The sequence below is a fragment of the Solibacillus isronensis genome, from assembly GCF_023715405.1.
Classification (GTDB): Bacteria; Bacillota; Bacilli; order Bacillales_A; family Planococcaceae; genus Solibacillus; species Solibacillus isronensis_B.
Genome location: NZ_JAMBOC010000003.1, coordinates 127,745 through 151,595, shown reverse-complemented (window position 1 = coordinate 151,595; position 23,851 = coordinate 127,745). Strand labels below are relative to the sequence as shown.

22 protein-coding genes and 1 riboswitch are annotated in these 23,851 nt (G+C 40.0%); of the genes, 7 read left to right on the top strand and 15 right to left on the bottom strand.

What is annotated here, in order from left to right:
- The first annotated feature begins 63 nt into the window (after positions 1 to 63).
- Positions 64 to 861, top strand: a complete 798-nt coding sequence (locus tag M3166_RS14510; protein WP_251690581.1) for a TIGR00266 family protein — start codon at positions 64 to 66, stop codon at positions 859 to 861.
- Positions 862 to 916: 55 nt separating this feature from the next.
- Here M3166_RS14510 and M3166_RS14505 read toward each other — a convergent pair whose 3' ends face one another.
- The 5 genes from M3166_RS14505 to M3166_RS14485 form a co-directional block, all read right to left on the bottom strand.
- A complete protein-coding gene (locus M3166_RS14505) occupies positions 917 to 1,741 on the bottom strand; it encodes an undecaprenyl-diphosphate phosphatase (RefSeq protein ID WP_251690580.1) in 825 nt (274 codons plus the stop codon).
- A gap of 23 nt (positions 1,742 to 1,764) precedes the next feature.
- Positions 1,765 to 2,835: a metallophosphoesterase gene (locus M3166_RS14500; protein ID WP_251690579.1), complete on the bottom strand. Its 1,071-nt coding sequence runs from the start codon at positions 2,833 to 2,835 to the stop codon at positions 1,765 to 1,767.
- Between the two features lie 374 nt (positions 2,836 to 3,209).
- Complete coding sequence (locus M3166_RS14495; protein ID WP_251690578.1) at positions 3,210 to 5,405, bottom strand: histidine kinase dimerization/phospho-acceptor domain-containing protein; 2,196 nt, start codon at positions 5,403 to 5,405, stop codon at positions 3,210 to 3,212.
- A gap of 381 nt (positions 5,406 to 5,786) precedes the next feature.
- Positions 5,787 to 6,473: a response regulator transcription factor gene (locus M3166_RS14490; RefSeq protein WP_251690577.1), complete on the bottom strand. Its 687-nt coding sequence runs from the start codon at positions 6,471 to 6,473 to the stop codon at positions 5,787 to 5,789.
- A 260-nt stretch (positions 6,474 to 6,733) separates the two neighbouring features.
- Positions 6,734 to 7,600, bottom strand: a complete 867-nt coding sequence (locus M3166_RS14485) for a DMT family transporter (RefSeq protein ID WP_251690576.1) — start codon at positions 7,598 to 7,600, stop codon at positions 6,734 to 6,736.
- A gap of 121 nt (positions 7,601 to 7,721) precedes the next feature.
- Between M3166_RS14485 and M3166_RS14480 the strand changes: the two genes are divergently transcribed.
- Positions 7,722 to 7,952, top strand: coding sequence for a DNA-binding protein (locus M3166_RS14480; protein WP_079523843.1), 231 nt, complete (start codon positions 7,722 to 7,724; stop codon positions 7,950 to 7,952).
- A 54-nt stretch (positions 7,953 to 8,006) separates the two neighbouring features.
- Here M3166_RS14480 and M3166_RS14475 read toward each other — a convergent pair whose 3' ends face one another.
- From M3166_RS14475 to M3166_RS14465, 3 genes are all read right to left on the bottom strand, one after another.
- Positions 8,007 to 8,993: a homoserine dehydrogenase gene (locus tag M3166_RS14475; protein ID WP_251690575.1), complete on the bottom strand. Its 987-nt coding sequence runs from the start codon at positions 8,991 to 8,993 to the stop codon at positions 8,007 to 8,009.
- A 642-nt stretch (positions 8,994 to 9,635) separates the two neighbouring features.
- Entirely contained in the window at positions 9,636 to 10,034 is a 399-nt protein-coding gene (locus tag M3166_RS14470) for a hypothetical protein (protein ID WP_251690574.1), read from the bottom strand.
- A gap of 189 nt (positions 10,035 to 10,223) precedes the next feature.
- Positions 10,224 to 11,528, bottom strand: a complete 1,305-nt coding sequence (locus M3166_RS14465; RefSeq protein WP_251690573.1) for an O-acetylhomoserine aminocarboxypropyltransferase/cysteine synthase family protein — start codon at positions 11,526 to 11,528, stop codon at positions 10,224 to 10,226.
- 117 nt (positions 11,529 to 11,645) lie between these two features.
- Positions 11,646 to 11,760: riboswitch (SAM riboswitch) on the bottom strand.
- Positions 11,761 to 12,005: 245 nt separating this feature from the next.
- Between M3166_RS14465 and nfsA the strand changes: the two genes are divergently transcribed.
- Positions 12,006 to 12,740 carry an oxygen-insensitive NADPH nitroreductase gene (nfsA, locus tag M3166_RS14460; protein ID WP_251690572.1) on the top strand — a complete coding sequence of 245 codons (735 nt, stop codon included), beginning with the start codon at positions 12,006 to 12,008 and terminating at the stop codon, positions 12,738 to 12,740.
- 45 nt (positions 12,741 to 12,785) lie between these two features.
- Here nfsA and M3166_RS14455 read toward each other — a convergent pair whose 3' ends face one another.
- Positions 12,786 to 14,465 (bottom strand): hypothetical protein, encoded by a 1,680-nt coding sequence (locus tag M3166_RS14455; protein ID WP_251690571.1) that lies wholly within the window; start codon positions 14,463 to 14,465, stop codon positions 12,786 to 12,788.
- A 169-nt stretch (positions 14,466 to 14,634) separates the two neighbouring features.
- On the opposite strand from M3166_RS14455, the gene M3166_RS14450 reads away from it, so the two are divergent.
- The 3 genes from M3166_RS14450 to M3166_RS14440 all read left to right on the top strand — a co-directional run bounded on the left by M3166_RS14450 (position 14,635) and on the right by M3166_RS14440 (position 17,712).
- On the top strand, positions 14,635 to 15,282 hold the full coding sequence (locus M3166_RS14450; protein WP_251690570.1) for a lysoplasmalogenase: 648 nt from the start codon (positions 14,635 to 14,637) through the stop codon (positions 15,280 to 15,282).
- Positions 15,283 to 15,433: 151 nt separating this feature from the next.
- Positions 15,434 to 16,657: a peptidase T gene (gene pepT / locus M3166_RS14445; protein ID WP_251690569.1), complete on the top strand. Its 1,224-nt coding sequence runs from the start codon at positions 15,434 to 15,436 to the stop codon at positions 16,655 to 16,657.
- Between the two features lie 89 nt (positions 16,658 to 16,746).
- On the top strand, positions 16,747 to 17,712 hold the full coding sequence (locus M3166_RS14440; protein ID WP_251690568.1) for a DMT family transporter: 966 nt from the start codon (positions 16,747 to 16,749) through the stop codon (positions 17,710 to 17,712).
- Positions 17,713 to 17,737: 25 nt separating this feature from the next.
- Here the strand turns inward: M3166_RS14440 and M3166_RS14435 are convergent, their stop codons facing one another.
- The 4 genes from M3166_RS14435 to M3166_RS14420 form a co-directional block, all read right to left on the bottom strand.
- On the bottom strand, positions 17,738 to 18,814 hold the full coding sequence (locus tag M3166_RS14435; RefSeq protein WP_251690567.1) for a S26 family signal peptidase: 1,077 nt from the start codon (positions 18,812 to 18,814) through the stop codon (positions 17,738 to 17,740).
- 3 nt (positions 18,815 to 18,817) lie between these two features.
- Positions 18,818 to 19,312 carry a sigma-70 family RNA polymerase sigma factor gene (locus M3166_RS14430; protein ID WP_251690566.1) on the bottom strand — a complete coding sequence of 165 codons (495 nt, stop codon included), beginning with the start codon at positions 19,310 to 19,312 and terminating at the stop codon, positions 18,818 to 18,820.
- Between the two features lie 26 nt (positions 19,313 to 19,338).
- Positions 19,339 to 20,613 carry a polysaccharide deacetylase family protein gene (locus tag M3166_RS14425; protein WP_251690565.1) on the bottom strand — a complete coding sequence of 425 codons (1,275 nt, stop codon included), beginning with the start codon at positions 20,611 to 20,613 and terminating at the stop codon, positions 19,339 to 19,341.
- A gap of 358 nt (positions 20,614 to 20,971) precedes the next feature.
- Positions 20,972 to 21,400: a DUF4395 domain-containing protein gene (locus M3166_RS14420; RefSeq protein WP_251690564.1), complete on the bottom strand. Its 429-nt coding sequence runs from the start codon at positions 21,398 to 21,400 to the stop codon at positions 20,972 to 20,974.
- A 109-nt stretch (positions 21,401 to 21,509) separates the two neighbouring features.
- On the opposite strand from M3166_RS14420, the gene M3166_RS14415 reads away from it, so the two are divergent.
- Complete coding sequence (locus M3166_RS14415) at positions 21,510 to 22,217, top strand: Fe-S oxidoreductase (protein WP_014824888.1); 708 nt, start codon at positions 21,510 to 21,512, stop codon at positions 22,215 to 22,217.
- 154 nt (positions 22,218 to 22,371) lie between these two features.
- On the opposite strand, the gene M3166_RS14410 is transcribed toward M3166_RS14415, so the two are convergent.
- Together M3166_RS14410 and M3166_RS14405 are read right to left on the bottom strand one after the other, a co-directional pair.
- Entirely contained in the window at positions 22,372 to 23,484 is a 1,113-nt protein-coding gene (locus M3166_RS14410) for an amidohydrolase (RefSeq protein WP_251690563.1), read from the bottom strand.
- Positions 23,485 to 23,632: 148 nt separating this feature from the next.
- Positions 23,633 to 23,770 (bottom strand): hypothetical protein, encoded by a 138-nt coding sequence (locus M3166_RS14405; protein ID WP_251690562.1) that lies wholly within the window; start codon positions 23,768 to 23,770, stop codon positions 23,633 to 23,635.
- Between the last annotated feature and the right edge of the window lie 81 nt (positions 23,771 to 23,851).

The following is a 23,851-nucleotide window of genomic DNA, read 5'->3' as shown; positions in this document are numbered from 1 at the left end:
TTTGGAATCTTCAAGCGTATCTATTATTGTAAATATTAAATTGAATTATAAGGGGACATAAAAATGAAAAATCATGAAATCGACTACGTCTTACACGGCGATGATATGCAGTTTGTAGAGGTAGAGCTTGACCCGCAGGAGACGGTTGTGGCGGAAGCTGGAAGTTTAATGATGATGGAAGATCAAATCCAGATGGAAACCGTATTCGGTGATGGCTCGGCAAATCAGGGCTCCGGGTTGATGGGGAAATTACTTGGCGCAGGAAAACGTTTAATTACAGGCGAAAGCTTATTCATGACTACATTCACTAACAGCGGCATGGGCAAACGTAAAGTGTATTTCGCTTCTCCATATCCAGGTAAAATCATTCCAATGAATTTAAGTGAATTGGATGGCAAAATCATCTGTCAAAAAGATGCATTTCTAGCTGCGGCAAAAGGTGTATCGGTTGGCGTAGAATTCCAGAAAAAATTAGGTACAGGATTCTTCGGTGGTGAAGGATTCATTATGCAAAAGCTTGAAGGAGACGGTATGGCTTTTGTGCATGCAGGCGGTACAATTTATGAACGTAAACTTCAGCCAGGCGAAACATTGCGCATTGATACAGGCTGTCTAGTTGCGATGACCCAAGATGTAAACTACAATATCGAAATGGTAAGCGGCATTAAAACGGCTTTATTCGGTGGTGAAGGTTTATTCTTTGCAACGCTTTCTGGTCCTGGTACAGTTTGGGTACAATCATTACCATTCAGCCGTCTGGCAAGCCGTGTGTTTGCTGCAGCACCAGTATCTCAGGGTGGTGGCGGTAAAGATGCAGGTGAAGGCGGCATCGGCGGATTATTTGATCTGTTCAATAAATAAAGGCAAAAAGGAGCTTTCTCGCATATTATTATTGCTAGACAGCTCCTTTTCCTTGTTATACAGCTAAAACGATGATTAATATTAGTGCCAGTACAATTCGATAAATCGCGAATGGCGTTAATTTCACTTTTGAAATCAGCTTCAGGAAGAATTTAATCGAAATAAGTGCAAATACAAATGCGCTCACAAAACCGACTACATAAAACCAAAAGTGATCGGCGTTAATTTGATCCCAGTTCTTAACAAGCGACAAACCGCTTGCCCCTGCCATAATCGGCACGGCCATAATAAACGTAAAGTCCGCTGCAGTTTTATGGTCCAATCCTAGCAATACCCCGCCTGAAATCGTTGAACCCGAGCGTGAAAACCCTGGCCAAAGCGATAAACATTGGATAAATCCAATTTTCAGTGCTTTACTGTACGAAATATCATCCAGTGACGTAATGGCCGGCTTTTTAGGTCCCAATTTATCAGCAATAATCATAAAGATCGCTCCGATAATTAATCCTACAATTACGGTTTTGATGCTGAATAGATTTTCATCGATAAAATCTTCAAACAGTACGCCAAAAATACCTGCTGGAATAATACCGATGATCACATGTCCCAGATTAAAACGAGTCTTTTTCTGTCCTTCTATTTTATATAATCCAACTAAACTTAGTAATCGTTTCCACATAACGAAAACGACTGCCAATATCGATCCTAGCTGAATGACAATTTTAAATGTATTTGCCGAACCTGATCCTAGAAATTCCTTCGTCTGTAACCACATATCATCAACAATAATCATATGTCCTGTTGAGGAAACTGGCGCAAATTCGGTCATCCCTTCGACAAACCCTAAAATTAAAGCTTTTAATAGCTCAATCCATTCCATTTTCTTTTCTCCTTTTTACTTTCTTATTCGCTAAATTTCACTTCTATTACCCATAATTCGGAGCGACTGCCAATACGTGTCGGAGGCCCCCAAAAACCAAAGCCGCTCGAAACAAGCGCATGTAACTGCTCTTTTTTGAGAAGGCCGTAATCCAACTCAAAAGTTCTTTCTGTAATGAGGTGGTTTGGCCACATTTGACCGCGGTGCGTATGTCCCGAAACATGGAAATCCACTCCTAAACGAGCCGGCTCATCCATATCCAGCGGCGTATGGTTCATAACAAACCAAGGCAAGTTTTCCTTTTCGGGCTGCATCTCTTTTAAGGCTAAACGGTTTTTGTTCGTCACGTCTTCCCGCCCTGTTAAATAAAAACGATTCGCCACTAAAATTGTTTCATCCATTAAGATTTTAACGTTTGCTTCAGCCATTTCCTTTTTAAATTCCGGTATTTCGTTACCGTAATATTCATGGTTACCCAGTACTCCGTATACACCATATGTTGCCTTTAAATTTTTCATCACTTCGCCCATGTCTTTTTCGACAAAGCGCTTTGGACTATCATCGACAATATCACCCGGAAGAAGCACTAAATCAGGATTTTGTTCATTGGAAAGCGCAACAAATTTCTCCAAATGTCCTTTCCCTGACAACAAACCGAGGTGGAAATCCGATGCCATAACGATACGCATATCATCTCCAGGTTTATCGATGTTGATTGTCGCATTTCGAACTACCGGTGAATAAGCAAAATATGTACCTGCAATCAATAAAACAACAAGTAAACCAACAACCCCTGTACCGACCATTTTCGTTGTAAGCGGTGTAAGTCTGATGATTAAGTTGGCGATGATACAAAGGAAGAGCCCGTACTGCAAAAAGAACATCCAATAGCTGCCGAGCACCGAGAATGGCGTGAACAGTGGATGGAGCTTTCCTATAAAATAACCGTATGATACGAGAAACAGCACTGTCCAATAAATAATCGGCCAGCGAAATTGCTGAATAGACAACAGCCATGCCCTAAAATTCCAGCCAAGATAAAAAGTGAGACCACTGTATATCGCTAATGCTACTATGCCTAAAAGTATACGCATCGTAATGTTGCTCCTAACTTATTTTTTATCTACAATGTGCTATTTTACTATATTTTGGACTTATGGCGTTAGTCAATAATATTATCATCTTTTAATTTCAAAGACGATCAGTTGAGGTTTTCTAATAAATTCGAATTTTTTCTAATATGGCATTCACTTGTTCTAATAAAACCGGGGTTTTCTAATATCATCGCCGAATTTTCTAATATGTGCATGAACTTTTCAAATAACAGATCCGAACTTTCAAATATCCGATCCACTTCTTCTAATAAAAACTTTCTTTCTTCTAATAAATCCTGCACGCCCGCTACATCCGACCCAACAAATACAAAAAACTACAGCAAGGCACACACCCCTCGCTGTAGATTTACTCACTATTTATCTGTTGGAATACTAACCGTCACTTTAAACAGATCCCCATCAACTGCGATGTCCAATTGCCCGTCATGCAAATCAACAATTGACTGTGCAATGGCTAGCCCCAGCCCTGAACCTTCTGTATGACGTGATGTATCGGCACGTTTGAAACGCTCGATTAATTGGGACGCTTCCTCGTTCAGCTCGTATTTCGCAACATTTTTCACAGTCAATTCGGCATTCCCCTCATACGACTTCAAGTTGACGTAAACACGTGTGCCTTCCAACGAATATTTACGTGCGTTAATAATTAAGTTATCAATGACACGCCACCATTTTTGCCCGTCCACACGAACATAAATTGGCTGTTCTGCGATATTGATACGTAAATCCAAATTGGCTGCTGCAAAGTCTTCTCCATGCTCACCGACCGCCTGCTGCAACAGTTGTGCTAAGTCGATGCGCTGTTTCGTAATTTCTACATTGCCGCTTGCCATTTTCGATACTTCAAATAAATCTTCAATTAATGTTTTTAAACGATTCGATTTCGCATCTAAAATGTCGATATATTTTTTTCGCTCTTCCTCTGTGATTGCTGGATTTTTCAGTAAGTCCGTATACGTAATAATTGATGTGAGCGGTGTACGTAAATCATGGCTGACATTCGTAATGAGCTCTGTTTTCATCTGCTCACTTTTTGCCTGTTCATTCATACTGTTACGGACACCTTCACGAAGCCCATTTAAATTTTCGGCGTGTCTTGCTAAAGGAGATTTCCCTTTCACCTTTAAATCTTTTGTGAGACGGCCATGTGCCATGTTTTCAGTATGCTGCATAATACGGTTCAGGTAGCCCATACGACGCATGAACATATAGAGTGCCGGAATAAAGAACACTACAAATAAAAACATATAGAACAGGAAAACACCGAAACTGCCTGCTGTCATAACAACGGCAAATCCAAAGCCTCCAAGGAAAACAACAAGAAGCAATATTAGTGACTGCATCCCGATTGAACGATTTTCAAACATTGAGATGGCACCATCTACAAACTTCGCCGTAAATGTCTCCGGCCAGATTTTCTCCAAGTCACGCTGCCCTTTTAAACTTACCCATATTGAGACAACCATAAAGACGACCGCTGCAATAAGCACTAAGCTGATTAGTCCTGTTACAAAAACATCGATAAGCTGGCTGAACTGACTCACCGTATAATTGAATATTTGCGATCGAATAGATCTTGTAAACATTCCGTTAGCTGAAATCGCAAAGTAAGCAGTAATAATGGTTGACACAATGCGGATATCTATCGGGAAACGTTCAAATAGTTCACGTAGCTGGAACTGGCGATTGAACTGTTCAAGCTTTGGTTTTAAAGAAGTCATTAATAAAATAAAACTGATAATCCCTGCAAGAATAATGCCGTAATACACATATTTTGTAATGATAAACGCACTTTTTTCACTGCTTATATGAGTATTTTCGATCCAACTAGCCGGAACTGTTACAACACCTGAAATATCCGATAAATCCTGCTCGAGTGTGTAGCTATCTTGCAAAACCCCTAAGCTATCATAATCATAATAATTAAGCGGATAGAGACCTGAGAGGTTTTTCCCTACATTGTTAACTGTTTTTTTAAAGACACTCTTTTCACTAATATCGCCATTACGGTAAACTTCTCCGGTTTTTTCATCTTTAAATTCATAAGCAAAGTAATCGTATTTGCTCAAAACTTCTTTCTTTTCTCTTTCAATTTCTTTAAGCTTCTGCTGAATTGCTTTTTTCTTAATTACTAGTATTTTTTCTTTTACATATTCATCATCTTCAAAGTTTTTCTTAATGTCGGCAATCTTGGCGTCACGTTCTTGTTCAATTGCCTCAATTACTTCCTGATCTTGTGTTGCATCTATTTCGCTTGCATACTGCTCTTTAATATTTTGAATTTGCTCAGCAAGGGAACCGTAATATGTACGGTAATCCTCAATTTCCTCAACCGATACTGTTAAAGCCCCTTTAAATTCTTCTTCCGTCGGCGTGTTAAACACATACTGCGAGAACTCGTATACTAAGTTCTCTGCTTCATTGTTATAATTTTGCGATTCATAAAAAGTTTTTCCTAAATAACGACCGCCATTAGTAAAAATTAAACTTACTGCAGTTACTACTACAAACATAAGAAAAAGCTGGAGGTATAATTTATTGTTTTTCATTTTTCCTTCCTCCTCACTTAATTATCAATTACGCCTCGGCGTAATTGCGTCCAGATTTTTTAGGCCCACAGGATGTGGGTCAGTCAGCCGTTGTCACACGATGTGACGTATTTAGGCTAACTTCATTGTCCCTTTAAAAATCTGTGACATCCGCCAGGGGCTTATCTTCATTCAGCAGGCTATCGAAGTACCCGTTGCATCAAATAAAACAAGTATTCCTTACCCACTTATAAAAATGGTTGTTTTCCGCTGAATGAAGATAAAAAATATAGGAATTGCTTTACTAAGGGCACGAATCGCCCTGTCAAATAGTCGATAAAATAAGTCCCGATAAAATAAAAACCGATCACCGCGCCGAAAGCTCCAACCCAAGAGAAAATTTTACTTTTCAATTTTATAACCCAATCCCCACACCACTTTTAAATAACGGGGATTTTTCGGATCGGCTTCGATTTTTTCACGGATTTTCCGGATATGCACGGCAACAATATTTTCGGCGTTATACGCGGGTTCATTCCATACAAGTTCGTAAATATCGCTGATTGAATAGACGCGTCCCGCATTTTTTAGTAGAAGCTCAGTTATTTTATACTCAGTCGGTGTCAGTTTGACAGGTTCTCCGTCCACACGGATTTCCCGCGCCGCTGCATCCAGCTCCAGTCCTTCAACAAGCGGAGCGGTATCCCCTGCCGTGCCGAAGTTGACATAGCGTCTTAGCTGGGACTTGACGCGTGCCATCAATTCAAGCGGGTGGAACGGCTTTGTAATATAATCGTCCGCCCCTACGGAAAGCCCATGAATTTTATCGCTTTGTTCCGCCTTTGCACTGAGCATAATAATCGGGATATTGCGTTCTGCACGAATTTTGAATGTCGCGGTAATCCCATCCATCTTCGGCATCATGATGTCTAAAATCATACAGTGTACTTCATTTTGTTCAAGCAGTTCGATTGCCTCAAGCCCGTCTGCCGCTTTTAACACCCGGTAACCTTCATTTTTTAAATAAATTTCTATGCCGTCCCGGATGTCCTGATCGTCATCTGTTACGAGCACCGTCAGCTGATTCATCTTGCTCACCTCACAACTTTTTCTTATAAGTTTATAATAAAGCCCATTTCTTAACATCTAACTACTGAAAATCTGAAGAAATTCTTAAGATTTCTTATTTAAATTAAAAAGATTACACTTTATATGCGATTTTTTCTACTTTCCCTGCGTTAGGTTCTACTTTCCATATAAAAAGTTCAACTTCGCCCACAGAGCTTTCCACTTTATGGACAGTTTGTTCCACTTTCACCGCGTACTTATGACAATAAAAAAACTGCCTCCTATGAAGCAGCTTTCTTTGTGCCGAATGTTAGCACAACTATTCCACCTAATAATAAACTAACACCGATCCAAGCAACAAATGTTAAATGTTCCCCTACTAAAAACACACCCAGTAATGCAGCTGTTAAAGGTTCGGCTAAGCTCAATGTCACTGCGGCTGACGAACTGATTTTCTTTAAGCCGCCCAAAAATAATATGTATGCCAAACTTGTAGCAGCAAGTGCCATAAAAAGAATCGGCCAAATATTTACGCCTTCTGTCAGCCAGCCAAACCCGTCTTTTGCTGCGAGCGGCAACAAAAATAATGCGCAAATGGAAAAAGTCATCGCTACAGCAGGCAATGTTTCTTCCCGTTTCATCAACTGCTTACTCACATTCGTATAAAGCGCAAACATGGAACCTGCAGCCAATGCTAACCCTATGCCAAGCGGGTTGATCGCCGTCTCACCTTGATTCATAAACAATAGCAAGCAGCCGACAATGGCGAGCACTGTCGCAATTGCCCATACGAGTGTTGGCCGGACTTTCCAAAAGACCCACTCGATGAATCCCGCAAATACTGGTGCACTTCCGATTGTCACAACCGTCCCTACTGCAACCCCTGTAAAGCGAACAGATGTGAAAAAAAGACTTTGGAATAAAGCTATTGCGATCGCTGCTAAAATGGTCCACTTCCATGACCAGTTACGGAATGAAATTTTTCTCATTAAAAGAACCGCCAGCAGCAACACCCCACCGCCAATACCAGACCTTACACCCGCTACCGCAAAGGAAGAAATCCCTTCCGATAAAAAAGTTTGTGTTGTTCCGACCGTCCCCCAAAGCATTGCGGCTAACAGCACAAACAGATACGGTAAAATATTCACATCCCACACCCCATTTAATTATATTAATTATGCTATCATACGTTTTAAGTCTATTCGAGATGAAGTTTTATTAAAATCGTTTTATAATAAGGTTAACTAAAACTAAAAAGGAGGCATCATGATGTATAAAACGGTAGAACAAACTGCAGCAGATATAGGCATGCCTGAACATCAGGTTTTACAGTACATTTATGCTGGTCGCATTAAAGCAGTGCATGATGGTGAACACTTTTTAATTAATAGTGCGCAATTTGATACGTACCATCAGCAACTCGAACGAATTAAAGAAGAAATCGAAATCTGGAGGAACACACCAATTCCTGAAGATATCGATATAAAAGATGAAGACTAAAAGAAAAGAAGCGAATTCGTTCATCGAGTTCGCTTCTTTTTTATTTTCTTCTTATTATATAGTTACTGTAAACCCCGCACGTTTACCGATAATTTCAGCGTAATCCTCTACCATTACACTTGCAGTCGGATACATCCCAGCACCAGGCCCAATTACAGATAATGTTCCGATGTAGTTTGTCTCCATCGTCACTGCATTGAACACATCGTCTACAGGATAAAGCGGATGTTCATTGTTCACTAGTAATGGTGCTACTTTTGCCTGAATCGTACCGTCTTCGAGTTTTTCAACTTCTGCCACATGACGATAACGCAGACCTTGAGCTGTTGCTTCCGCTACCTGCTCTGATGATATTGTATCGATGCCGATCACTTCAACATCTGCCCAATTTGGCTGTTCTCCAAATGCAAGGCTCGATAAAATCATAAGCTTTTTAAATGCATCCTGACCCGACACATCATTAAATGGATCTGCTTCTGCATAGCCTAATTGCTGTGCTTCTTTTAACGCTTGTTCAAAGCTCCAGCCTTCCGCACGCATCTTTGTCAAAATATAGTTTGTCGTTCCATTTAGGATTCCTTGAACGCAGCTTACTTCGTTGACAAGAAGAATGTTTTTCATTGTTTTAATAATAGGTACACCGCCTGCTACCGTTGCCTCGAAGCCTACGAAAACACCATTTACTTTCGCCAATGCTTCAAGCTCCTCGCCCCGTTTCGCAAGCATTACCTTATTCGCTGTAATGACATGGCATTTCGCCTCAACAGCGCGCTTTAAGTAAGTGAATGCAGGCTCTTCATTTACAATCGCTTCAAATACAACTTGCAGATTATTTTCCGCCAGTACGTCATCCATTGATTCCGTCATTAAATGTTTTGTGCCCGGTACACGCTCACGGCTTGCATCGGTTACTAAAATCTTCGCGACCTCTAGTTCAACCCCTAGCTTTTCGCGAAGCTCCTGCCTCTTTTCATTTAAAATATGGTAAATTCCCTGACCTACTGTGCCAAATCCTAAGATCGCTGCTTTGATTGTTGCCATTGCCTTTCTCCTCCAAATTCTTAACACACATATATTAACGAATAATTCAAAAAATTTATCTTAAAGAAAATTCTATCCTATATAATACATGAAAACAAGGGAAATCTCGCCTAGAAGGACATTTGTTTACTGTAAACGGTCAATATTCATCCAAATTTTATTTTTTAAGAGCTAATTTAGGGACGATGGCGTGAATATTTCCAGCCATTTCTTGTATTTGGGGCTAGGTGGTAAGAGCGTTTTGTTATTTTCTAATATATTCGGAAATCATCTAATATATTTTAAAATGTTCTAATAAAATTGCGATCTTCTAATATAACCGGTTAATGTTCTAAAATGAGGTCGCAATCTGCTAATATCCTCACTCAATTTGCGAATATCGCTCACACTTCTTCTAATATCGCTCATCATTGTTCTAATAAATCGCAAACACCGGTTTCAACAACCATTTCCTGCCTGGAAAATAAGCGTACCCAACCCTCAAATTCACCCAAATTCTAATAACATCAACATTTCTTCTAATATCCCCAAAGTTTCTTCTAATAATCGTTTCCATACTTCTAATAAACCATATACACCGTGTAAAAAATCACCAAATAAAAAAACACTAGCAAGGGGGCTCGCTAGTGTTCCGGAATTATTTTATACTGCCACGTTTACATCATTATAGGCCCGTAAACGATAGGCAGTTAAAATCTTGGTCATGACGATTTCCTCTTTTGCCGAGTAGTCAGGGACCGCGTATGGGCGCTCCACTAACTGAAATTCACCATATTTTAAGAACCACTCTCTGGCTGGCGATAAAATATGGGCTGTACCATGAATTTTGTATTCCTCGGCAACTTCTTTTACAACATAACCTGCTGTGGCAAGATCGTGAGCTTGTTCAGAGTAGGCACTGTGTCCAAAAACATGCTGCCACATCGTATTCACATCCGCCAAAATTTGCTGGATAGCGCAAGCGTTCACAAATTCCTTTACGTCATTAAGTTCATAAATAATATAGGCTGCAATGTTTTGTGCACTGTATACTTTCCCCATGTTGAACAACTCCTTTTCTTCCAATGATGCTGCAACATCACTTTAAATTTTTCCGGTTGGTAATATTATTATCCCAATTGTATTACTTGGTATTAAATTTGTCAATAAAACTTATAAAAATAGTAGGGATTAATTTTCTAAAAATTGCTTAGCTTCTCGAATGGGAAAAGCTAAGCCTTTTTTAAAGGTTTATGCGTTTGTTTCTGCGCCTACTTCAGCCGCAACTTTCGCTAATGCCTGTTCTAAATCTGCGATAATATCTTCTGCTGCTTCTAACCCGATCGATAAGCGAATGAGCTCTTCCGATACGCCGGCAGTTTTTAGTTCTTCAGCAGATAACTGTTGGTGCGTTGTGCTCGCAGGGTGGATAATCAATGAACGGGCATCCCCAACGTTTGCTACGTGTGAAAACAATTCTACGTTATCGATTACTTGGCGACCGGCTTCGCGTCCACCTTTAATGCCGAACGTAATGATAGATCCAAAGCCGTTTTTCAAGTACTTTTTCGCCAAATCATGTGTCTCAAAATCTTCAAAGCCGTTGTAATTTACGTATTCCACAAATGGGTGGTCTCTTAAATACTCGGCAACTTTTTGTGTATTTTCATTGTGACGGACAATACGCAAATGAAGCGTTTCAAGTCCTTGCAGGAAGTTAAATGCTGCGTCAGCAGATAATGTTGGACCAAAATCACGCAATAGTTGAACACGAAGCTTTGTCGCAAATGCAGCGCCTGCTGTGTCAATCCCGTAGCGTAGACCATGGTAAGAAGTATCCGGTTCTGTAAATCCTGGATGTCTTCCTTGTGTCCAGTCGAACTTCCCTGCATCAACGACAATCCCGCCGATTGTCGTTCCATGACCACCAATCCATTTTGTTGCAGAATGGATAACAACATCCGCACCGAATTCAATCGGATTACTTCCGTATGGGGAAGCAAATGTGCTGTCGATTAATAAAGGAAGACCATTGTCATGAGCGATGTTTGCTACCGCTTCAATATCCAGTACTTTCAAGCTTGGATTTCCGATAATTTCAGCGAAGATTGCTTTCGTTTTATCCGTAATTGCCGCCTGGAAGTTTGCAGGATCTGATTCATCCACAAATTTTACTGTAATGCCGTAGCGAGGCAATGTAGTGGCGAATAAATTGTAAGTCCCGCCGTAAAGTGAACCTGCCGCAACAATTTCATCCCCTGCACCGGCAACGTTTAAAATCGAAAATGCTACTGCTGCTGCGCCAGATGAAAGCCCTACTGCAGCTGTACCCCCTTCTAATAAAGCAACCCGTTCTTCAAATGCCCCGACTGTCGGGTTCATAATACGAGAATAAATATTGCCTGTTTCCTGTAATGCAAATAGACGTTGCGCATGAGCTGTGTCATTAAATGCATAGGCTGTTGTGCGGTAAACGGGAACTGCAATTGCACCTGTTACCGGGTCTGGCTTTTGTCCCCCGTGTAATAATAAAGTTTCTGGTCTTAAATTTGTCATTTTATTACCCCCAAAAATTTAATCGATGGTGAAATCGGTGTTTTTTGAGGAGGATTTTTTAAATGAAAAAAACCCTCTTCAGTTAAGAAGAGGGTTGCGCATGAGCAAGTTTGCCTCCTCTTATCTTTCAAAATGATTGTCCATTTTGTAGGAATTAGCACCTTAGTCAGTTCATCACTTACTGGTTGCCGGGCATCTCAGGGCCTATTCCCTCCGCCGCTCTTGATAAGAGTTATGTGATTTGTGTTCCATCGTTGAGTCTCAGTATAAAACATACTAATCCGATATGTCAACACAAAAAATTAAAATTTTCAGATTTCTATTCAGATTACTCTTATCTGTATTTAACGATATGCAAAAATTCCTTCTCTATGAATTGAACAGACGTTAATAATCGACTTCAAGTAAAATATTGACTAAAATAAGCTTGAAGGTTATATATTTAAGTTTTTTATTACATAAAAAGGAGATGTTCACGTGAATACAAAAGAATTATTACGCAGTCATACATCTGTTCGTAAATATACAGGTGAGGAAATTTCTAAAGAAACTGTCATCGATTTAATCGAAACAGCACAAATGGCGGCAAGTTCGCATTTTGTACAGGCCTACAGTGTCATTTGGGTAACGGATGAAGAAAAGAAAACGAAGCTTGGTGAACTGTCTAAAAATGAATTCCAGTTCAAAACAGCGGGCGCCTCTTTCTTGTTTTGCGTAGATTTCAAACGTTTGCAAGTAGCCGGTCAAAAACATGGGGTTGATATTTCTGCTGACACGGCTGAAAACGTGCTTGTAGGAGTAGCAGATGTTGCATTATTTGCTCAAAACTTCGTTATTGCAGCTGAATCAATGGGTTACGGCATTTGCTATATCGGTGGTGCCCGTACAAATCCTAAGGAAATCAGCGCGCTGTTCAATTTACCGGAATACGTTTTCCCGTTATTTGCGATGACAATCGGTACACCGACAAAACGCAATGAAACAAAACCGCGTTTACCGGTAGCTGCGGTATTGCATGAAAATGGTTATGACGTTGATAAGTACGAGACGCTGCTAGATGAGTACGATGGAATTATGGAAGACTATTACAGCAGCCGATCTTCGAATCAGAAGACTGCAACATGGACGAAACAAATGGCTGATTACTTAGTTGAACAAAACCGTCCGCATATTAAAGACTTCCTTGCTTCACAAGGCTTTACTTGGAAGTAAGCTAATAAAAAGGAGTATGCCGCAAAATGGCATACTCCTTTTGTTTTATTTCAACCCTTCAATTTGCAATGCTTTTACAGGCTGGAAATCTTCTCCTGTTTTCGCGTACGTTATCGTCGCCTGGTCACCTTCTTGCAAGTATATTGCAAACGGTGCAACTTCCGTAGAAACGATGAAGTTTTCACCTGTGTTCGCCAGGAAGGATACAATTGTGAAATCACCTACACGCTCTTTATAAACACGCACGACTTTTACCGTCGCTTTGGCCTCTTCGGCATTCGAAGTACCATCTACCGTACTGCCGCCACGGCTTAACGCTGTTTTATAAAGTCTTAACGCTTCATTTGGTGTTGTACCATATGCCGAAATTTCAGGATTTGCTGCTGACACGATAAAGTAATTTTGCAGGAATCCGTTCGCATCAAGTACAGCTGACAGCCAGCTCGCTTCACCGTAGAAGTTATAAAGGATCGGCATTTCGCCCTCCCATTCTTTTTCGATGAATTTTTTCTCGATAATTTCAAGAGCCCCTTGGGAATCCATATAAGACTCTTCCAGATTTCCAGTATAGTACGTTGCTTCACCAGTACGTGCATGTGTTAATGCATAACCAAGCATCGAGTCAACGCCCTCTTTTGGACTTGTAAAATCAGTGAAATAATACATTTCCCCGTCTTCCATAAAGATCGGACTTACATTTGCTTCCGTACCTTCATCACTCGGTAACTTAACATCCTTTTTACCGACAAGACTATTCCAGAAGCCGTGTACATAGTTACCGAAATAACTGTTTTGCAAACTTACTGCTTCCGGTGAGACAGCACCGTCAATAAATGCCGGTACATCTGCAATCGCAATTTTCTCTGTTGCACCCGTCTCCGCATCAACAAGCACAATCCCTTTTACATCAAAGCCGTTACGAGCAGAAATGAATTCCCCGTAAGAACGGATGTAATATGGTTTTCCATCTTCATCAATTTCCAGCTGCGGATCTCCATAGAAAATTAATGATGGATTTTGAAGACGAATATGACGCTCCAGGTTTTTATTTAAATAAGCAGATGGAACATAGCTCATTTCTGCCTTCACAAACTTTGGATTATCGCTTGAGTCAGTAGCACTCATCGTGAAATATCCTGGAGTTGTTTTTCCGTTAAACCACTTAAAGAATCCTGAAAACTCTACAGGTGCAATGTAAACATACTGATCATTTACTTTTTGAATTTGCAGATTTCCTAATTCATAATAGCTCGTGTTTGGCACCTGTCCAAACGCTTTTTTCATTTTGTTTTTAACAAATTTCGGCGGTACACTTGCCGGTGTTTTCGTCTCATCAAACGCCGAAATTTCCGTCTTTTCCTTCATTTCTGAAGACTTGAATTTTTCATCTGCATTTAAAAATGGTGCACTTACTAAATAGCCGATCCCAATAATGCTGACAAGCACGATCGCAGATTTAATTTTTTGCTCCTTACCGACTGCAAATATGGCGCCAATAATCGCTACAACAGGTATTACGTATAAAAAAATCGTCCAGCTTAGATCGATTTTAGAAATATATACTGTTAAAAATACTGAAATAAAACTTACTATAAATGTTGTAATGAATAAGCTCGTAAATGTTTTTGATGAAAGCTCCTTATTGCGAACTTTTTTTGATAACGGCATTAATAATAATGTGATCAAAAGTGATCCAATAGCCGTTATTAGCAATAATTGTCCCATAACAATCACCCTCTCTTACTTACTATGTACGAATAACCTTTCAAAAAGATTCATAAACAAGTAAAATCGCATAATTTCTGGCATAATAGAGCATATATTGTATTTTTATGAAATCATAGTTTGGTTGTTTAGTAATTATATATAAATATTTTACTCAGGGGGTTAATGGATGGCACGGAAAGTTTTGATTTTACTGTTCTTCGGGCTTGGCTTGTACTATGTATTCTTTTTTGAAACGATTGATAGTTCACTAAAAATGGTCTTTAAACTTTTGCCAATGATTTTGCTTATAGCGCTTGCACTTTTAACAAAAGTACATGTGAAATCTCCATATTATTGGCTTATCTCCATCGGTTTAATTTTCTGTGCGGTTGGCGATTATACATTGCAATGGTTCATCGTTGGACTGAGCTTTTTCCTGATCGGTCATATTTTCTATATTTTTGCATTCCGTTCAACAAATCAGCAGAACACACCACTGTATGTAAAAATTACTTTAGCTTTATACGGTGCGGTTATGATGTTCTGGATTGCGGGAAGCCTGCTACAAAAAGGAGACACTGTACTTGCCATTGCAGTGACCGCTTATATTTTAGTTATTTTAACAATGGGATGGACATCATTCCGAACAGGAAGTAAGTTTGCTGTCATCGGCGCCATCCTCTTTATCATGTCGGACTCAGTATTAGCTATTAACCGGTTTATGTTTGATGTTCCCGCTTCCCATATCTTGATCATGTTCACGTATTACGGCGCACAGTTTTTCCTCATGCTCAGCATAATTGATTATGATCGATTACAATCGCGTCCAGATTAAAAAAATATCATTTAAAAAATCTATGATATCTGCCAGAGGCTTATCTTCATTCAGCGGGTACTTAAGTAGCCGCTGAATGAAGATAATTAGTTCAAAAACCGAAATAAAAAGTGTAGAATAAAAGCAATAAGTATTAGGAGGTCTTTTTCGTATGAAAGAGAAAGTAATTGAACGTTTAGTACGCTATGCAAAAATTGATACACAATCAGATTTCAATTCTGACACTACCCCTTCAACAATGAAGCAATTCGATTTATTACATGTATTAAAAGATGAATTGGCAGCAATCGGTTTAACAGATATTACGCTGGACGAAAACGGCTACCTATTTGCAACACTTGAATCAAATACAGACAAAGACGTACCGACACTTGGCTTTTTGGCCCATGTTGATACGACATCGGACTACACAGGAACAAATGTACAGCCTCAGCGCATCGATAACTATGATGGTGAAGCGATTACATTAAAAAATGGTTTAGTCATGGCACCGGACTACTTCCCGAACTTAAAAAACTATGTTGGCCAAACGTTAATTACGACAGACGGCAATACATTGCTTGGTGCGGATGATAAAGCCGGCATCGCTGAAATTATGACGGCAATGGAATACTTAGTTAACAATCCAGAAATCAAGCACGGAAAAATCCGTGTAGCATTTACACCGGACGAAGAAATCGGGCGCGGTCCGCACAAGTTTGATGTCGAGAAATTCGGTGCGGATTATGCTTACACAATGGATGGCGGTCCCCTTGGTGAGTTACAATTTGAAAGCTTTAATGCAGCTGGCGTAAAAGTAACGACACGCGGCACGAACATCCACCCGGGTTCAGCAAAAAATAAAATGGTGAACTCGATTACAATGGCGATTGAATTCCAAAATGAAATGCCTAAAGAAGCGGTTCCTGAAAAAACGGACGGCTATGAAGGCTTTATCCACTTAATGCATTTCAACGGTGGCATTGAAGAAACAACAATGTCATACATTATCCGTGACCATGACCGCGCTAAATTCGAAGAGAAAAAAGCGTATATGGCAAAGGTCGGCAAAGAGTTACAGGCAAAATACGGTGAAGAAGCATTAACTATAGCGATCGAGGATCAATATTACAATATGGGTGAAAAAATCGAGCCTGTTATGGAAATCGTCGATATCGTAAAAGAAGCGTTTGCCAAGTTTAACATTACCCCGATTGTCGAGCCAATTCGCGGCGGGACTGACGGTTCTCAACTTTCATATATGGGCTTGCCGACACCGAATATTTTTGCGGGCGGCGAAAATATGCACGGTAAATATGAATTTGTATCAGCTGAAACGATGGAAAAAGCGACGGAAGTCATTATTGAAATTGTTCAGTTATTCGAACAACGTTAATAGAAACTTTAAATGGGGCGATTACTTTCGCTCCATTTTTTTGTATACTTAATAGACAGAAAATTCAATACAATAAAGTGAGGTGTGTGATGAGGGAAATACTGATTGGCATTTTAGCGGCCTTATTTTTTGCGGTTACATTTGTATTGAACCACTCAATGGAATTGGAAGGCGGAAGCTGGCTATGGAGTTCTTCACTCCGCTACTTCTTTATGCTTCCCTTTCTCATTTCCATTGTCGCTATTCGGGGAAAAGGCGGTTTTCGTATTTTATCGAATGAAATGAAAGATCATCCCGGTGCATGGCTCATTTGGAGTTTTGTCGGGTTCGTATTATTTTATGCGCCGCTTACATTTGCCGCGGCATTCGGTCCAGGCTGGCTCGTATCGGGTACATGGCAGTTTACGATTGTAGCAGGTGTTTTATTGGCTCCGCTATTTATTACGACTGTCGCCGGAAAAGACGTCAGGGCAAAAATCCCGCTTATTTCACTTGGCATCTCGGGCATTATTTTATTCGGGATTTTGCTTATTCAAATCCCGCAGGCACAGTCAGTTTCTATGAAAAGCCTGCTTCTCGGTATTCTGCCAGTAATTATCGCGGCATTTGCCTACCCGCTCGGCAATCGGAAAATGATGGAGTTATGCAAGGGAAGAGTCGATCCGTTTCAACGTGTTCTAGGCATGACAATCGCTTCCTTGCCTGCATGGATCATACTCGCAATCTATGCATTGTTTACTGTCGGCCTGCCCTCTGCGAGCCAAGTATATCAGTCGCTGCTCGTTGCTGTTTCTTCAGGTGTTATTGCGACAATACTTTTCTTTATCGCAACAGACCGTGTGCGCCATGATCAAGGAAAGCTGGCGGCCGTTGAAGCAACACAATCGACAGAAGTGCTTTTTGCGATGGTCGGTGAAATGATTTTACTAAGTGTACCGCTTCCGCAGCCGATTGCTTTAATCGGATTGGCGGTTATCATTATCGGCATGCTGCTACATAGCTATCACACAGTACTTATGAACAAAAGATTACAGGCAGCAAGTGAAAAAGGGTAGCGACATTGCGTCACTACCCTTTTTGCTACATCCCCCACTGCCAAATGCCAGTCGGATCTTTATACATTATAAACACATATTCCCCTACAGCTTCGCGGTTATACTGGTAGCGTATTTCCACTTCTGTATCGGATAAATACGTAACATTTCGGTAGGATGCTTCCAAAAACAGCTCGCCTAAACGGTTCGAATGTGTAAATGGAATATCACTTGCCGATAATCTTTCACTAATTGACCCATCTCCAAAAATTTGATCATACAAATAAAGATCAAAGTATTGTTCTGGTGTATAGTCATTTTCTAACTCAAAATAAATTGATGTTGTTGTACTTTCCTCTGCCAATGCTACGACTTCCCCGTAAATTTTATGCACAGCGGTAATTGTACCTGCCTGCATTGTACCCTCTGCCGGGAAATGATTCACCAAAAAGTATTCACGCGCATTCAATAACTGATCGTAGCCTCCTGCAATCGTATTGCCGTTTTCCTCATACAATTCCTTTAATTCCGATCTTACAGGCTTCCCATTTACCGTTAGCTTGCCGTCCTGCAAAACGACACGGTCTCCTGGTACTGCAACTACTTCATAATAGGCGTTTTCGTATATTGGTAAATGACTGCTCGTATTAGTCATCGTTCGTACTACATCGCCCGCTTCATATACGGCTTCATCAAATAAATTTTCCTGACGTTCTATCACTGTATGGTAAAGTCCCTTTTTCCCTGCAAGTGTAAAGGATTCTTTGTCTACATATTGTAAATCCGATAATTGTTCCAGCACTGGTAGCTGTGCAAAGGAATCATAATCGATTGTTGATAATTGCTTCTGTTTTTGAAGAGTAGCAATTTCCGCTAAATCATCAAGCGGATCATAAGGGGCACCCCGCCCTTCATTTCCCGAATTATACGTAAAAGGAACGGCTGTCATAAATAGGAATACCGCAACTGCTGCAACTGCTGCCGTTACTAATTGAACATGCCATGAACGTTTCTGTTTTCGGGGGGGCGGAGTCAATTCGGATTTCACACGCTGCTTAATACGACTTTCCTGCAAGCGTGTATCACCCATCATTTCATCCAGTTGTTTTTTAAATGGATCCATGCATCATTCCTCCAATCCCTCTTCGCTAAAAAACTCTTTCAATTGTTGCTTTGCTCGACGCAAACGTGTTTTCACCGTATTTTCATTCAGCTGTAAATACAGTGCAATATCGGCAATGGACTGTTCGTCATAATAAAATAAAATGAGCGGTTCACGATATTTCAGTGGTAGCTGGAATAACTTCTGTTCAAGTGATGCAAGATGCTCTTTTTGTATAACTTCTTCGTCCGTACCTTTTGTTTGAGCAAAGATCGTTTCAAAAACGACATCCTTTTTATGCTTCCATGAGCGTAAATAATCTTTTGCACGATTGGCTGTCATTTTTGTTAAATACGTTTTCAATGACGACTCATTGCGAAACTGGTCGCTCTTTTGAAAGTATGTTACAAACACTTCCTGTACGATGTCCTCGGCGGTAGCCCAATTTTTAACGTACAAATAAGCAATGCGTACTAGATAACGCGTGTGCTCATCAACAATTGCATCAAATTCTCTCATGTAACGATTAACACCTTCTTATATCCTTAAGACCAGTCCACCCCCTTTACAAAGGACGTGAACTGTTCAAATGTTTTATTTTCCGTTATGCCGAAACGATTGACCTCATAATTTGACTGCTGCATATTAGCATAGCCTTCATTTGTAGTAAAACCGATTAACAGCCCTACTTCCTTCATCGCTGCGATCATATCTTCATCGTAATGACCAAATGGATACGCTAAAGAAGTCGCATTCGTCAGCATATTTACATTTTGCTGCAAATCCTTCGCAATGTCAGCGGATGACAACTCTAATGCGATTCCTGCCCCTTTGCTGAACTGATGCAAGTTATGTGTATGCGCTTCGTATTGAAACACGTCCGTCATTTGCTGCATCTCTTCGGCCGTGAAAAATTGAAGGGGTCCTTTGGCGTCAAAAACTTGTTCACCTTCAAAGCGCTCTGTACGAGAAGATATAATATGCTGTACCGCAGAAAATCCATGTTCCTTTAAAATTGGGTAAGCATAGACCTTTGTCGATAATAAACCATCGTCAAATGTAATGAGGATTGAATTAACCGGTAAAATTTGGCGACCTTCCAAATAATCATAAAGCTGCGTTGTCGAAATTGTTGTAAATTGCTCTTCAGCTAAAAAGGCCATTTGCTGTTCAAATGATTGTACAGAAACCGTACTCGCATTTGTCACCATTTCTTCTTTCGGCAAAATATGATGATACACTAAAACTGGAATTCCTTCATCTATTTCAACTGATGTTTTATGTATATAACCGGCACGTTCTCCTACTTTTATGACAAACCAACCGTCAAGCTCCCCCACGATCGGGTAACGAAAACCCTGTGAAAGCTGCAGCAACACACTGCTCTTAAGATTTTTTTCTTCATATACATTTATTTGTTCTGTCGTTTTAATTGAGTTCGTTATTTCTGTATTAACTAACGTCTTAAGGGGACGTTTTTCTACAGTGGCACTTCCCTTTTTAATAAAAGCCGAAATTTTCCCGAATCGCAGTTCGTAATAAAGTTCATCTTCTCCTACGATGGCAAAAGAAGTATTCGAATGTACAATTCCAATTTCCGTGAGGGCACTTCCTTTTATATAAATCGGCTGTTCTTCATTCAGTACTATGACTTTTTCAAATAGATGCGTAGTTTGTTCTATTTGGGTTCCTTTATCTATAGCTGTTATATCCTTTTCATTTGCAACTGCACGTTCAATCTTTTCACTTGAACCTCTATATTCAATTGTCAGGAATAATACGCATACAGCGATAAACCCTACAGCAATTAACTTTTTCATCATTTCCTCCGCCTACATTTTTTATTTAAGCAACGTACAGACGGAGAAATTCAAAATAAGTTTCAAAAAAGTTTTAGAAATTTTTTATACACAAAAATACCCGTATCTGTAAGCGACACGGGCAATGGGTCTCCCAACAAAGGAAGAAAAATATAAAGGGTGAAAAACTCAGTGTCTGACACACAGTCAAACTTACATTCTAAATGAGGGGGTTTAGAACGCTATGGCTGAGCTAACAAACTCCTGGAGAAAAGTTGTTAGCTCAGACTTATTTGTACTGTATTACAAATAAGCTCTTGCTACAGTTATAATGATAATGATTATCAGTATCATTGTCAACCCGTTTCCAAAAATCTTTTTAAGTATTTTTTAATGAACGTCGATATTGGTACTGTTTGTATTGGAAGACCATAAAGCAGCCGATACAAAAGCCTAAAATTGCTACAAATGATGCAACCGCCACCATAATCGTAAAGCTGTATGCAACGACCGGCCAATCAAATGCAAAACCTACTATTCCACCTGCCAGACAAATGCTTGCAATCGCTGAATTGAATTTTTGCTGTCCGATATCTTCAGGAATATACGTTTTGATGTCTTTCGTTAAAAATATTTTCGCAAAACGCATAATTGGATTAAACCCGGTGAAAATCCCAAGTAAATTTGCAATTAACGGTATCGCTAAAATCCAGTACTGTCCTGTCACCCATGTGATAACGACTGATAAAAATATAACCCACTGATTTACACGAACTAATGGTCTTGGTACAGAAATCGGTTTCGTCATTAAAAACCAACCTTTCTTATATGTTTTATTCATTTTAGCGTTTTTTACCGCGTTTGTGAAGAGAAATGGTATAGTAAATGTAAATATTTTTTTAGAAAAGGTGATACGTATGCCTGCACTTTCTTATGATCAAGTAAGACAATTAAATTCCTATAGTATTTTTACCGAAGAACCTGACCGTCCATTATTTACATTGGCGAATCTACATAAAGACTTCTATTTGACGGATTTCCGCAATTTGATGATGGGCATCACGAATGCTGCAACGGAAGCTGCGGCCATCTCCCACTTCGGACGTCGCTACGGCATGTTTGTCGCAATGCAGTTTTATATGCTGACGACGTATGATGAAGTTTGGGACGGCAAGCCAGAAGATTTGCGTTTCGCTATTGTTCAGGAGTTCGGCATTCATACACTCGGGATGTATATAAACCCAAATGATTTCCGTTATGTGGAGGATGATGAGCGTGAGCGAGTGATGACGGATATTTTATACAAGACATCTGTTGTTATTGGCCAGCTACGGAAAACAACGTCCATTTCGCCGCTGACTTTATGGGAAAATATTTTCGGATACATGCTTTGGCACTTCCATACATTACTCGAAAATCCGGCATTGGCTGACCGTGCTTTCGAGGACCTGGACATGCTCGAAGATAAAAATGTTTGGCGTTACTTCTCGGACAAATCACTGTTTTTAAATTATACAGGCGGAAAAAGCCCTTCTGCTCTCATCAATCAGCCTGTTCGCAAAAGCTGCTGTTTTTCAAAAGACATCCCCGGCTTAATGGCTTGCGGATTTTGCCCGATGAAATAATGTTTTGTTTTAAATGCCGTTTAACCGCGGCACTTTTTTATTTTGCAGGATTTGCTTGGGGTCACGTGTTTCTAATATCCGGCCTTCTATTATCGCTGCAACCACTCGACGAAAAAAAACGATGCTACAAACTTCATAGCATCGCCTTATCATCTTATTTCATTGCACTGTTTTTCAATGTTGTTGCGATCACTTTGGCGCCATCGAGCAATGCCTTTGCATCAAAGGTCATTTTCGGATGATGGAGTCCCGGACCAAGATCTGCGCCAACGCCGATCATCGTCGCCTTCAACTCTGTATTTTTAATCGTATAGAAGTGGAAATCATCGCTTCCTGGTGTTACTACTGCCGGTGCTAGACTTTTCTCTCCAAGTGCTTCAACAATCGAGCGTTCTGCAATTGCGGCAGCTTCCGATGATACTTCCGCGCCTGGTGTAACGTCCATCCAATCCCATCCAACCCCAATATCGAACATCGCTGCAATTTGTTTCAAGCCTTTATCAACATCACGCTGTACTTGCGCCAATACTTCATTTTTCTGTGCACGTACATCGATTGAGAAAGTCGCATTTCCCGGAATAATATTGACGCTTCCGCCATCTGCTACAATTTTCGTTAACTTCGCTGAGTATACTTCAAATGGATCGACATGGATATTTTTCAGCATTTGCTGAATCGCTACAACGACATCAATTGCATTTTTCCCTTGGTGCGGACGAGCACCATGTGCATCAATACCAGTAATTGTCCCAGTTAAGAATGCTGCAGCACCATGATAGATTGCAGGTGATACTTTCCCTAATGGCAGCTCTTCCATAGGACGTAAATGAACACCGAATAAATGGGTAACATTTTCCATTACACCTCGGTCAATCATCGCCAATGCGCCGCCACCTGTTTCCTCAGCCGGCTGGAAAATAAAGCGGATTTTCTTTTTCAAAGGTTCATTTTTTAATGCATAAAGCGCACCTAAAACAATTGATATGTTTGCATCATGTCCACAAGAGTGATTTGCCTGCATAACCCCATCCACTTCTTGCCATAGTGCATCGATATCCGCACGAACCGCAATTGTTTCTTCGCCTTTTCCGATTTCCGCGACAAGACCAGTCACATCATCAAACATTTTATAGCTGACGCCCATATCATCTAAGATTTCTGCTAATTTTGCTGTTGTATTTATCTCTTTCCAGCTTACTTCAGGGTTTGCATGGAAATATTGAAACCAATCAAAAATCATTTGTTCTGTAGAATTAACCGCTAACATGAAACGCACCTCGAATATTATTTAGTACTTCTATTATACAGTACAATTTTTGCATACTACATTATTAGTGCCTAAAAAAACGACATCTATCCAATCAGTTTCGTTGAATAGACGCCGTAATATTTTTAAATTCATTTTAAAAACTCCTTTATAGGCTTGAGAAAAACCCTTGCGGATATTGAGTGCGTTCTTCACTTTCCGAAACCTCTTGCTGCTCGGCTAACTCAAACTCCACCTCTTCGTCAAATAAGTAAGTTTCAAACGTCGACTTTAAAAGTGTTGACATATCATTTTCTCCCCTTTAAATTATTTGAATTTTTAATTAATTTAAATAATATAATGGTTTTTCAAGAAAATCAACAAATAA

What these genes read in the sequence shown, in the direction of transcription:
- M3166_RS14510 (WP_251690581.1), top strand. Translation starts at nt 64, where the DNA reads ATGAAAAATCATGAAATCGACTACGTCTTACACGGCGATGATATGCAG.
- M3166_RS14505 (WP_251690580.1), bottom strand. Translation starts at nt 1,741, where the DNA reads ATGGAATGGATTGAGCTATTAAAAGCTTTAATTTTAGGGTTTGTCGAA.
- M3166_RS14500 (WP_251690579.1), bottom strand. Translation starts at nt 2,835, where the DNA reads ATGCGTATACTTTTAGGCATAGTAGCATTAGCGATATACAGTGGTCTC.
- M3166_RS14495 (WP_251690578.1), bottom strand. Translation starts at nt 5,405, where the DNA reads ATGAAAAACAATAAATTATACCTCCAGCTTTTTCTTATGTTTGTAGTA.
- M3166_RS14490 (WP_251690577.1), bottom strand. Translation starts at nt 6,473, where the DNA reads ATGAATCAGCTGACGGTGCTCGTAACAGATGACGATCAGGACATCCGG.
- M3166_RS14480 (WP_079523843.1), top strand. Translation starts at nt 7,722, where the DNA reads ATGTATAAAACGGTAGAACAAACTGCAGCAGATATAGGCATGCCTGAA.
- M3166_RS14475 (WP_251690575.1), bottom strand. Translation starts at nt 8,993, where the DNA reads ATGGCAACAATCAAAGCAGCGATCTTAGGATTTGGCACAGTAGGTCAG.
- M3166_RS14470 (WP_251690574.1), bottom strand. Translation starts at nt 10,034, where the DNA reads ATGGGGAAAGTATACAGTGCACAAAACATTGCAGCCTATATTATTTAT.
- M3166_RS14465 (WP_251690573.1), bottom strand. Translation starts at nt 11,528, where the DNA reads ATGACAAATTTAAGACCAGAAACTTTATTATTACACGGGGGACAAAAG.
- M3166_RS14455 (WP_251690571.1), bottom strand. Translation starts at nt 14,465, where the DNA reads ATGGGACAATTATTGCTAATAACGGCTATTGGATCACTTTTGATCACA.
- M3166_RS14450 (WP_251690570.1), top strand. Translation starts at nt 14,635, where the DNA reads ATGGCACGGAAAGTTTTGATTTTACTGTTCTTCGGGCTTGGCTTGTAC.
- pepT (WP_251690569.1), top strand. Translation starts at nt 15,434, where the DNA reads ATGAAAGAGAAAGTAATTGAACGTTTAGTACGCTATGCAAAAATTGAT.
- M3166_RS14440 (WP_251690568.1), top strand. Translation starts at nt 16,747, where the DNA reads ATGAGGGAAATACTGATTGGCATTTTAGCGGCCTTATTTTTTGCGGTT.
- M3166_RS14435 (WP_251690567.1), bottom strand. Translation starts at nt 18,814, where the DNA reads ATGGATCCATTTAAAAAACAACTGGATGAAATGATGGGTGATACACGC.
- M3166_RS14430 (WP_251690566.1), bottom strand. Translation starts at nt 19,312, where the DNA reads ATGAGAGAATTTGATGCAATTGTTGATGAGCACACGCGTTATCTAGTA.
- M3166_RS14425 (WP_251690565.1), bottom strand. Translation starts at nt 20,613, where the DNA reads ATGAAAAAGTTAATTGCTGTAGGGTTTATCGCTGTATGCGTATTATTC.
- M3166_RS14420 (WP_251690564.1), bottom strand. Translation starts at nt 21,400, where the DNA reads ATGACGAAACCGATTTCTGTACCAAGACCATTAGTTCGTGTAAATCAG.
- M3166_RS14415 (WP_014824888.1), top strand. Translation starts at nt 21,510, where the DNA reads ATGCCTGCACTTTCTTATGATCAAGTAAGACAATTAAATTCCTATAGT.
- M3166_RS14410 (WP_251690563.1), bottom strand. Translation starts at nt 23,484, where the DNA reads ATGTTAGCGGTTAATTCTACAGAACAAATGATTTTTGATTGGTTTCAA.
- M3166_RS14405 (WP_251690562.1), bottom strand. Translation starts at nt 23,770, where the DNA reads ATGTCAACACTTTTAAAGTCGACGTTTGAAACTTACTTATTTGACGAA.